Source organism: Streptomyces sp. NPDC054847 (genome assembly GCF_053610925.1).
The window spans coordinates 1-10491 of the sequence record NZ_JBSGZJ010000248.1; the positions used below are offsets into that span (position 1 = coordinate 1).

General features: G+C 72.4%; 11 protein-coding genes. 6 read left to right on the forward strand and 5 right to left on the reverse strand.

What is annotated here, in order from left to right; genetic code table 11:
* Positions 1–35 precede the first annotated feature (35 nt).
* Genes ACWGH4_RS22485 through ACWGH4_RS22500 form a run of 4 tightly spaced genes read right to left on the reverse strand, consistent with a single transcriptional unit; the run spans position 36 to position 5756 of the window.
* Positions 36–1196 carry an acyl-CoA dehydrogenase family protein gene (locus tag ACWGH4_RS22485; RefSeq protein WP_189467650.1) on the reverse strand — a complete coding sequence of 387 codons (1161 nt, stop codon included), beginning with the start codon at positions 1194–1196 and terminating at the stop codon, positions 36–38.
* Positions 1197–1202: 6 nt separating this feature from the next.
* The gene (locus ACWGH4_RS22490; protein WP_453463652.1) at positions 1203–2147 is read right to left on the reverse strand and encodes a hydroxymethylglutaryl-CoA lyase; all 945 of its coding nucleotides are present in this window, start codon (positions 2145–2147) and stop codon (positions 1203–1205) included.
* Positions 2144–4126, reverse strand: coding sequence for an acetyl-CoA carboxylase biotin carboxylase subunit (locus tag ACWGH4_RS22495; protein WP_453463654.1), 1983 nt, complete (start codon positions 4124–4126; stop codon positions 2144–2146). The genes ACWGH4_RS22490 and ACWGH4_RS22495 overlap by 4 nt, the downstream gene beginning before the upstream one ends.
* 13 nt (positions 4127–4139) lie before the next feature.
* Positions 4140–5756: a carboxyl transferase domain-containing protein gene (locus ACWGH4_RS22500; protein ID WP_005317287.1), complete on the reverse strand. Its 1617-nt coding sequence runs from the start codon at positions 5754–5756 to the stop codon at positions 4140–4142.
* An 88-nt stretch (positions 5757–5844) separates the two neighbouring features.
* Between ACWGH4_RS22500 and ACWGH4_RS22505 the strand changes: the two genes are divergently transcribed.
* Positions 5845–6438: an SACE_7040 family transcriptional regulator gene (locus tag ACWGH4_RS22505; RefSeq protein WP_441263133.1), complete on the forward strand. Its 594-nt coding sequence runs from the start codon at positions 5845–5847 to the stop codon at positions 6436–6438.
* 197 nt (positions 6439–6635) lie between these two features.
* Positions 6636–7424, forward strand: a complete 789-nt coding sequence (locus ACWGH4_RS22510) for a phosphatase (protein WP_453463658.1) — start codon at positions 6636–6638, stop codon at positions 7422–7424.
* An 83-nt stretch (positions 7425–7507) separates the two neighbouring features.
* On the opposite strand, the gene ACWGH4_RS22515 is transcribed toward ACWGH4_RS22510, so the two are convergent.
* Positions 7508–7801, reverse strand: a complete 294-nt coding sequence (locus ACWGH4_RS22515; protein WP_441263131.1) for a hypothetical protein — start codon at positions 7799–7801, stop codon at positions 7508–7510.
* Positions 7802–7955: 154 nt separating this feature from the next.
* Between ACWGH4_RS22515 and ACWGH4_RS22520 the strand changes: the two genes are divergently transcribed.
* The 4 genes from ACWGH4_RS22520 to ACWGH4_RS22535 form a co-directional block, all read left to right on the forward strand.
* Complete coding sequence (locus ACWGH4_RS22520; RefSeq protein WP_453463661.1) at positions 7956–8636, forward strand: response regulator; 681 nt, start codon at positions 7956–7958, stop codon at positions 8634–8636.
* Positions 8633–9730: a sensor histidine kinase gene (locus ACWGH4_RS22525; protein WP_453463664.1), complete on the forward strand. Its 1098-nt coding sequence runs from the start codon at positions 8633–8635 to the stop codon at positions 9728–9730. Before ACWGH4_RS22520 ends, ACWGH4_RS22525 begins: the two co-directional genes overlap by 4 nt.
* 88 nt (positions 9731–9818) lie before the next feature.
* Positions 9819–10205 (forward strand): type II toxin-antitoxin system RelE/ParE family toxin, encoded by a 387-nt coding sequence (locus ACWGH4_RS22530; RefSeq protein WP_453463667.1) that lies wholly within the window; start codon positions 9819–9821, stop codon positions 10203–10205.
* Positions 10202–10491 (forward strand): helix-turn-helix domain-containing protein (locus tag ACWGH4_RS22535; RefSeq protein WP_453463669.1); only part of this gene is annotated, 290 nt, incomplete at its 3' end. The genes ACWGH4_RS22530 and ACWGH4_RS22535, both read left to right, overlap by 4 nt.

Genomic DNA, 10491 nt, shown 5'->3' on the forward strand with positions numbered 1-10491 from the left:
CCGTCAGGGTGCCGCGCGCCGCGATGAGCCCCAGGTCAGCCGGTGAGGCCCAACTCCCTTGCGATCAGCATCCGCTGGACCTCGCTCGTGCCCTCGCCGATCTCCAGGATCTTCGAGTCGCGCCACATGCGGGCCACCGGATACTCGTTCATGAAGCCGTAGCCGCCGTGGATCTGGGTCGCCTCACGGGCGTTGTCCACCGCCACCGTCGACGAGTACAGCTTGGCGACGGCCGCCTCCTTCTTGAACGGCTCGCCGTGCACCAGCCGCGACGCCGCGTCCCGCCAGCCGACGCGCGCCATATGAGCCTTCATCTCCATGTCCGCGATCTTGAACTGGATGGCCTGGTTCGACCCGATCGGCCTGCCGAACGCGTGCCGCTCCCGCGCGTACTTCACCGACTCGTCCACACAGCCCTGCGCGAGACCGGTCGCCAGCGCCGAGATGGCGATACGGCCCTCGTCGAGGATGCGCAGGAACTGCGCGTACCCGCGCCCTTCTTCGCCGAGCAGGTTGGCGACCGGGACACGGACGTCGGCGAAGGACAGCTCGCGGGTGTCGGAGGCGTTCCACCCGACCTTGGAGTAGGGGGCGGCCACCGTGAATCCCGGCGTCCCGGAGGGGACGATGATCGCGGAGATCTCCGGACGCCCGTCCTCCTTACGGCCCGTCACCGCGGTCACGGTGACCAGACCGGTGATGTCGGTGCCCGAGTTGGTGATGAAGCACTTGGAGCCGTTGATGACCCACTCGTCGCCGTCCCGTACGGCGGTGGTCCTGGTGCCGCCGGCATCGGACCCGCCGTCCGGCTCCGTCAGGCCGAACGCGCCCAGCAGCTCACCGGAGCACAGCCGCGGCAGCCACTGCCGCTTCTGCTCCTCGGTGCCGAACAGGTGGATCGGCATCGCGCCCAGCGAGACGCCCGCCTCCAGCGTGATGGCCACGGAGGAGTCGACGCGGGCCAGCTCCTCCAGGGCGATCCCGAGCGCCAGGTAGTCGCCGCCCATGCCCCCGTACTCCTCGGGGAAGGGCAGCCCGAACAGGCCCATACGACCCATCTCACGGACGATCTCGTAGGGGAACTCGTGCCGCTCGTAGAAGTCGCCGATCTTCGGGGCTATCACGTCGTGGGCGAACTGCTCGACCGTACGGCGGAGTTCCTCGTGCTCGGCGGACAGCCGGTGATCCAGGGACATCAGGGGTCACTCCTTGTGGGAGAGGGCGCGGACGGTACGGGAAGGGCTGGGGCGGCCCAGCTGTTCGGCCATCCACACGCTCGTGGCGGTGAGCCGGCCGAGATCGACCCCGGTTTCGATGCCGAGGCCGTGAAGCATCCACACGAGGTCCTCGGTGGCGAGGTTTCCGGTCGCGCTCTTCGCGTACGGGCAGCCGCCGAGGCCGCCCGCGGACGAGTCGACGACGCTGACGCCGTGCTGGAGCGCGGCGAAGGTGTTGGCGAGAGCCTGGCCGTACGTGTCGTGGAAGTGCACGGCGAGCCGGTCGGCCGGGACCCCGGCGCCGGCCAGCTCGGTGAGCAGGGTGGCGACATGGCCGGGTGTGGCGACACCGATCGTGTCGCCGAGGCTCAGCTCGTCGCAGCCCATGTCGGCCAGCCTGCGGCAGACGCGGACGACCTGGGCGAGGGGCACGGGGCCCTCCCACGGGTCGCCGAAGCACATGCTCAGATAGCCGCGCACCCGCAGACCGTGCTCCACGGCCCTGGTCACGACCGGCTCGAACATGGCGAGCGCCTCGTCGACCGTGCGGTTGAGATTGGCCTTGGCGAACGACTCCGTGGCGCTGGCGAACACGGCCACCTCGCGGGCGCCGAGGCCGAGCGCCCGGTCCAGGCCGCGGTCGTTGGGGACCAGGACCGGCAGCCGCACGCCGGCGAGGGAGCTCACCAGCGGGAACAGTTTCTCCGCGTCGGCCAGTTGGGGCACCCACCTGGGGTGGACGAAGCTCGTCGCCTCGACGGTGGTCAGCCCCGATCCGGCGAGGCGGCGGATGAACTCCGCCTTGACCTCCGTCGGCACCACCGACTTCTCGTTCTGCAGGCCGTCGCGGGGACCCACCTCATGGATGCGCACACGGTTGGGAAGTCCCTGGCCGCGGACGGCCATCGGCAGTCCTTCGGTGCCGGTCATGCGGTGACCTCCCCGTCGGTCGTGCCGGTCTCCCCGGTCTCTTCAGGGGTGACCACGGCGAGCACCTGGTCCATGGCGACGGTCGAGCCCGCGATGACGTCGAGCTCCGTGACGGTCCCCGCGTGCGGGGCCGAGATCACGTGCTCCATCTTCATCGCCTCCACCACGAGCAGGCTCTGCCCGGCGGCCACCACGTCACCCACGGCGACCTTGACCACGGTGACCGTGCCCGGCATCGGCGCCGCGAGGGTGTCCACCCCGGAACGGGCGGCACCGCTCAGGGACGCCTCGACGGGGTCGTGGTCCATCACGTGCCAGGAGTCGCCGTCCCGGCCGAGCCAGTCGCCCGCCCGGTGGAAGGTGTGCGTGACGCCGTGCATCTCCACGGAGACCGTGTGCGCCTCCACCCGGGGCGTCGCCTGCCGGCGGACGGCGTGGTCGACCGGGTCCGCGCCCGGCACGCGCAACGGGAAGGCCAGCGGGGCCGGTTCGCCGCCCATCCGCCAGCCGGTCGGCACGGAGAACGGGTCGGTCCAGCCGGCGCCGTCCGGGCGCGGTGCCAGCGCGGCGGCGCGGACCGCCGCCGCGGCCTCGTACACCTCGTCCGGCACGCCGGCCGGGACCAGGCCCTCCGCCTCGCGCTCCACCAGGCCGGTGTCCATCTCGCCGGAGACGACAGCCGGGTGGGCCAGCAGCCGGCGCAGGAAGCCGGCGTTCGTCGGGACGCCGAGCGTCACCGTGTCGGCCAGGGCCGCGCGCAGCTTGCGCAGTGCGGCGGGGCGGTCGGGGCCGTAGGCGATGACCTTCGAGAGCATCGGGTCGTACAGGCTGCCGACCTCCGAGCCTTCACTGAGACCGGAGTCGGTGCGCACTCCGTCGCCCTGCGGCTCCTGGAGTCTCAGGACCGTGCCGCCGGAGGGAAGGAACCCGCGGGAGGGGTCCTCGGCGCAGATCCGGGCCTCGATCGCGTGGCCCGTGAGGGTGATGTCGTCCTGCGTGAACGTCAGCCGCTCGCCGGCCGCGACCCGCAGCTGCCATTCCACCAGGTCCAGTCCCGTGATCAGCTCGGTGACCGGGTGTTCGACCTGGAGGCGGGTGTTCATCTCCATGAAGTAGTACTGGGAGGGGTCCGTGCCCGGCACGATGAACTCCACCGTGCCCGCGCCGCGGTAGCCGCAGGAGCGGGCGGCCTGCACGGCGGCCTCGCCCATCGCGGCGCGCGTCGCCTCGTCCAGCAGGACGGACGGGGCCTCCTCGATGATCTTCTGGTGGCGGCGCTGGAGCGAGCACTCGCGCTCGCCGAGGTGGACCACATTGCCGTGGCCGTCGGCCAGCACCTGGATCTCGATGTGCCGAGGGCGGTCGATCCAGCGCTCGACGAGCAGCGTGTCGTCGCCGAAGGAGGCGCGTGCCTCACGCCGGGCCGCCGCGATCTCGTCCATCAGGGCGGACTCCACGCGGGTGAGGCGCATGCCCTTGCCGCCGCCGCCCGCCGAGGGCTTGAGCAGCACCGGCATGCCGATCTCGCGTGCGGCGGCGGCCAGTTCCTCGTCGCTCAGTCCGCTGCCGGACGATCCGGGCACGACCGGGACACCGGCCGCCCGCACCGTCTCCTTGGCGCGGATCTTGTCCCCCATGAGGGAGATCGCGGACGGCGGCGGTCCGATGAAGACCAGCCCCGCCTCCGCGCAGGCCTGGGCGAAGCCCGCGTTCTCCGCGAGGAAGCCGTAGCCCGGGTGCACGGCCTGCGCGCCGGTACGGGTCGCGGCGTCGAGCAGCCTCTCGATGGAGAGATAGCTCTCGGCGGCCGGCGCCGGGCCGATGCGGACGGCCGTGTCCGCCTCGCGCACATGGCGTGCCCCGGCGTCGGCGTCGCTGAAGACGGCCACGGAGCGTACGCCGAGGGACCGCAGGGTGCGGATGACCCGTACGGCGATCTCGCCCCTGTTGGCCACCAGAACGGTGTCGAACATCGTCATCGTGGAAGGTCCCTCACATCCGGAAGACGCCGAAGCCGGCGTCTCCCAACGGGGCGTTGGCACAGGCGGTCAGAGCGAGCCCCAGCACCTGCCGGGTCTCCATCGGGTCGATCACGCCGTCGTCCCACAGGCGGGCCGTCGCGTAGTAGGCGTTGCCCTGCTGTTCGTACTGGGCGCGGATCGGGTCCTTGAAGGTCTCTTCCTCCTCGGCGGACCACTGCTCGCCGCGGCCCTCGAGCTGGTCCCGCTTGACGGTGGCCAGCACGGACGCGGCCTGTTCGCCGCCCATCACCGAGATCTTGGCGTTGGGCCACATCCACAGGAAACGGGGGCTGTACGCCCGGCCGCACATCGAGTAGTTGCCCGCGCCGTACGAACCGCCGACGACCACGGTCAGCTTCGGCACCCTGGTGCAGGCCACCGCGGTGACCATCTTGGCGCCGTGCTTGGCGATGCCGCCCGCCTCGTAGTCCTTGCCGACCATGAAGCCGGAGATGTTCTGCAGGAAGAGGAGCGGGATGCCGCGCTGGTCGCAGAGCTCGATGAAGTGCGCGCCCTTCTGGGCGGACTCGGCGAACAGGATGCCGTTGTTGGCGACGATGCCGACCGGATGGCCGTGGATCCGGGCGAAACCGGTGACCAGCGTCTGGCCGAACTCGGCCTTGAACTCCTGGAAGCGGGACGCGTCCACGACGCGGGCGATGATCTCGCGGGCGTCGTAGGGCGTGCGGGAGTCGACCGGCACCGCCCCGTACAGCCCCGCGGGGTCGACCTTCGGCTCCTCGGCGGGCTCGACCTGCCAGGGCAGCGGTCCGCGCGGGGGGAGTGTGGCCACGATGTTCCTGACGATCCGCAGGGCGTGCGCGTCGTCCTCGGCGAGGTGGTCGGTGACACCGGAGACGCGGGAGTGGACCTCGCCGCCGCCGAGTTCCTCCGCCGTGACGACCTCGCCGGTCGCGGCCTTCACCAGCGGCGGGCCGCCCAGGAAGATGGTGCCCTGGTTGCGGACGATCACGGCCTCGTCGCTCATCGCCGGGACGTACGCGCCGCCCGCCGTGCACGAGCCGAGCACCGCCGCGATCTGCGGGATCCCGGCGCCGGACATCCGGGCCTGGTTGTAGAAGATCCGCCCGAAGTGGTCGCGGTCGGGGAACACCTCGTCCTGCATCGGCAGGAAAGCGCCGCCGGAGTCCACCAGATAGACACAGGGGAGGCGGTTCTCCAGCGCCACCTCCTGGGCCCGCAGGTGCTTCTTCACCGTCATCGGGTAGTACGTCCCGCCCTTGACGGTGGCGTCGTTGGCGACGACGACGACCTCGCGGCCGCTGACCCTGCCGATCCCGGCGATCACGCCGGCGGCCGGGGCCTGCCCTCCGTACATCCCCTCGGCCGCGAGGGGGGCCAGCTCGAGGAACGGCGACCCCGGGTCGAGCAGGGTGTCGACCCGCTCCCGGGGCAGCAGCTTGCCGCGCGCCGTGTGGCGGGCGCGCGCCTTCTCGCCGCCGCCGAGGCGGGCCGCCGCGAGACGGGACCGCAGACCGTCGGCGAGCTCCTGGTGTGCCGCCTCATTGGCCTGCCAGGCCTCGGAGGCCGGGTCCGCGGCGCTCGCCAGCACTGGTGCCTGCTGCATTGATCGAGCTCCCTTGCTCGGTTAATGAGCGTTAACGTGTTGCGTCAAGGTTAACGACCGCTAACCGCCCTGTCTAGAATGAATGTTCATGAGCACCAGGACCGCGGCCCCGACCCGCCGCGAGCAGATCCTCAAGGAGGCCGCCCGCCTCTTCGCAGAGCGCGGCTTCCACGGCGTGGGCGTCGACGAGATAGGAGCCGCGGTCGGCATCAGCGGCCCCGGTCTGTACCGCCACTTCGCAGGCAAGGACGCCATGCTGGCGGAGCTGCTGGTCGGCATCAGTGAGCGCCTCCTGGACGGGGGGCGGCTGCGGGTCGAGGAGGCGGGCACCGGGCCGGAGTCGGTGCTCGCGTCCCTCATCGACGGTCACATCGACTTCGCCCTCGACGACCGCCCCCTGATCACCCTGCACGACCGGGAGCTGGATCGCCTCCGGGACAGTGACCGCAAGCGGGTGCGCCAGCTCCAGCGCCAGTACGTGGAGCTGTGGGTGACCGTGGTCCGAGAGCTCCACCCCGAGGTCGCGGAGTCCGAGGCGCGGGCGGCCGTGCACGCGGTCTTCGGTCTGCTGAACTCCACCCCGCACCTCGGGGCGAACGGCGGCGGCCCCCTGGGCCGCGCGGCGACGGAGGGCCTGCTGCGCCGTCTGGCACACGGGGCGCTGGCGTCGCTCGCGGGCTGACGGAAGCACCGGCGCGCGGCGGACCCGCGGCGGACGGCGCAGGGCGGTCCGCCGGGGCCGGAGCCGCGACGGCGAGGGGCGGGTCCGCAGGCCGCGAAGGAGCACCCGCGCACCGGCACACGGCGCGGGGCTGTGGGGCACGTCCCAGCGGGCAATACGGTCGACACGCTCCGCTCACCCCACGGCACAATGGGTCCATGCCGATACCCAGCCGTGCCGCTCTCGTCGACCACCTCGTCCGCACACGTATCGCCGGAGACGTCGCCACTCCGCGCGACAACAACCTCTCCCACTACCGCAAGCTCGCCAACGGTGACCGGCACTACTGGCTCGGCCTCGAACTCGGGAACCGCTGGAGCGACGAGCAGGACGTGCTCGCCGTCATGGCGGAGCGCTGCGGAGTCAGCGACGATCCCGGACACCGGCAGGGACAGGACACCATCGACCCCGAGCTGACCGTCGACGCGCTCGAACGCATGGCCGCGCGACTGCGCAAGGCGGCCGACGCGAAGGAGCGGGTCCTGTTCGCGACCGGTCACCCCGGCGGGCTGCTGGACGTGCACCGGGCCACGGCCGCCGCGCTGCGGGCGGCCGGCTGCGAGATCGTGCGGATCCCGGGCGGGCTGATCGCGGACGAAGGCATGGTCTTCCAGTTCGCCGACGTCGCCATGCTCGAGCGCGGCGCGACCCTGTGGCACACCCACTCACCGGCCCCGATGGCCGCGATCCTGGACGCCATGGCGCACGAGGGCAGGCCGCTGCCCGATCTCGTGGTGGCCGATCACGGCTGGGCGGGCTGTGCGGGACAGCGCGGGCTGGACTCCATCGGATACGCGGACTGCAACGACCCGGCGCTGTTCATAGGCGAGGCGGAGGGCACGCTCCAGGTGACCGTCCCCCTCGACGACCACGTCACCGACCCGCGTTTCTACGACCCCATGACGGCGTACCTGCTCGACGCGGCGGGCCTCACCCACGAGCTGTGAAACCGGCGGTGGCCCCCTGCGGCCACCGCCGGCATCACGTCCCGGAACTCGCCGCGGCCCCCACCGCGGCCCCCCCGCCGGGGTCAGCGGCGCCAGAGGCCCCGCACCACGCAGTACGTCCCGCCGAGCAGCAGCAAGGAGAGCGAGCCCCGCAGGCCCAGCGCCAGGACGTACCGCCATCCGGTCCCGAGGTCGATCAGCCGCTCACGCAGGATCAGGAACAGCACCACCGAGCCGACGATCAGTACCGCGCCGCCGGCGGTCCACACCGCCCGGACGCCGGGCGACGCCTTCGCCCAGGCCGCGGTGCCGGCCGCGTCGTTCGCCGGCTCATCGGCGTACGACGGTTCCTCCTCGGCCTGCGGCACCGCACTCACGGATCCCTCCCGGCAACGGCCCGGCGGCCCGGGCAGCGTGGTCCCGGGGGTTGGTCCAGCCCCCGGGGATCCGGACGGGCGCTTGTGGCGTCCTAGGATCTGCATCCAGGCTCGCAGCCGCAGGCACGCCATCGCTCAGACCACAGGACGACCTTTGCACTACGACTTGAGGCCGCCGGTGCGTGTGCTCGTCGTCGACGATGAGGAACTGGTACGCGCCGCGCTGCAACGGCTCCTCGACTCGGCCGACGACATCACCGTCGCCGCCACCTGCGACGGCCCCGACGCCCTCGAAGCGGCCCGGCGGCTCGCCCCCGACGTGGTCCTGCTGGACATCGACATGCCGGGAGCCTCCGGCCTCGACGTGCTGCACGCCGTGCGGGCACTGCCCGCCCCGCCCGTGGTGGCCATGCTCACCGCCCTCGACCGCGCCGACCACGTTGAGCGCGCCCTGCGGGAGGGCGCGTCCGGGTTCCTGCTCAAGACCACGGAACCGCGCCTGTTCGTCGACGCGGTTCGCCTCCTCGCCGCCGGCGGGGTGATCTGCACACCGCCGGGCAGCGCCGCCGTAGTGGCCCGGTACACGGCCGGTGCCCCCGCCCCCGCGCCGCCCCGGGCGTCCGACGACCTCGCGGGCCTCACCCGGCGTGAGCACGAGGTCCTCACCCTGATCGCGGCGGGACTGTCCAACACCGACATCGCCACCCACCTCGGTATGGGGGTGACGACGGTCAAGACACACATCGGCGCGCTGAAGCGGAAGCTCTCCGTCACCAGCCGGGTCGGCCTGGCCGCGGTCGTCCACCGCGCCACGGGCGGACAGGGAACGGGATGAGCGCCCGGTACTGGGCCGGACAGGCCCTCGTCGTCGCCGCCGCCGTCGCGGAGGCACTGGCCACCCGGGTCTGGCTGGAGGACTGGATGGCCGTCGGCGCGCTCGCCGCGGCCGGCCTGCTCGTCCTTCGCGGGCGCTTCCCCCGTACGGTCTTCGCCCTCACGCTGCCGACACTGGCCACCGGCGTGCTGTGGCTGCCCGCCATGTGCGCGCTGCACGCCCTCGCCGCGTCCCCGCGCCGTCGCGCCGAAGTGGCCACCGCCTCGGCCGCCGTCGCCGTCGTGGCGTTCGTGCCCTGGCGGGACCTTTACGGGTACGCCTGGTCCCTGCCGGAGACCACCCTCGGCGTCCTGCTCGCCGGGCTGCTCGCTGTCGCCCCCGCCGCCCTCGGCCTGCTCGGCCGGGCCCGCGCCGAACTCGCCGCCCGCCTCGCCGAACTGGCGCTCTCCCGCGAACGCGAGCGCCGCTACGCCGCCGAACAGGCCGCGCTACGGGAACGCGAACGGCTGGCCCGGGACGTCCACGACACGGCCGCCCACCACCTGAGCCTGATCAGCCTGCGGTGCAGCGGGCTCGCCGCGGCCGCCGACTCGGCCCCGTACCGGGAGGAGGCCGCCGCCCTGGGCGAGCTCAGCCGCCGCGCCGCGGCCGACCTGCGCCGGGCCATCCGCCACGACGGCCCGGGCCTCGCGCAGCTCCCGGAGCTCCTCGATGCGGCGCGCGACCTCGTCGAGGCGGTGCACCTGGACGCGGGTGACTGCCCTCCGGCGGTCGAGCACGCCGCCTACCGCATCGTCCAGGAGGGCCTGACCAACATCCGCCGCCACGCCCCGGGCGCCGCCGCCCGCGTGACGGTGCGCCGCAGTGGGCACTCCCTGCTCGTCGCCGTCCACAACGCTCCGCCGCCGGGACCCTGCCCGCCCCCCGACCCCGGCGGCCACGGCCTCTCCGGCCTCCGCACCCGCACAGCGGCCCTCGGCGGCACCCTCACGGCCGGCCCGACACCCGCCGGCGGCTTCGCCCTGGCCGCGACACTGCCGGTGCCGACGGCGCCCGGCCCGGGGGCGGAGCTTCCGGTGCGCGGAGAGACGTAGTCAACTTAAGGGGCCGGTTTCACCCGGTTGGTGGACTTCCTGCGGCTTCACCCATGCCATACACTCTGAGATATATACGTTCGGCTGTATGGAAGATCCTTACGCCGTCGAGATCGAACCCGAGGTCAGGCTGTGGCTCGCCAACCTCCCGGCCCGCGACTACCTCATCGTCGAGCACATCGTCGTGCGCCTCGCCTGCAACGCGACGACGCTCGGTGAGCCGTACTCCCGGCATCTGGGCGGCCGCGTGCGCGAGTTGCGCTTCGACCTTGGGCACAATCGTGACGCCGTACGGCTGCCTTACTGGCTTGCGCCAGGGCGTCGGATCGTCCTGCTGACCGTGTTCCGCAAGAACCGGCAGCGGGAGGATGCCGAAGTTGCCCGCGCCCGGCGTGCTCAGGCTGTATGTCAGGCCGAACACGAACCGGCGCACGAGGAATTCACCCGCGTCATCACGGAGGGACGGTCTCGATGACAAGCCACGCACGATGGAAACTTGCCCGCGACAAGGAGATCGCCAAGGGCATCAGCGAGAGCCCCGAGGTCGCGAGGCGGCGCGAGGAGATCCGCCTGGCATTCGATCTCGGGCAGGCCGTCTACGACCGGCGGACCGAGCTCGGGATCTCCCAGACCGAGCTCGCCAAGCGCGCCGAGATGACCCAGCCCCAGGTCTCCAAGCTGGAGCTCGGCGGCACCATGCCCACCCTGCCGCTGCTCGCCCGGCTCGCCCGCGCGCTCGACGCGACGCTCAGTCTGGAGCT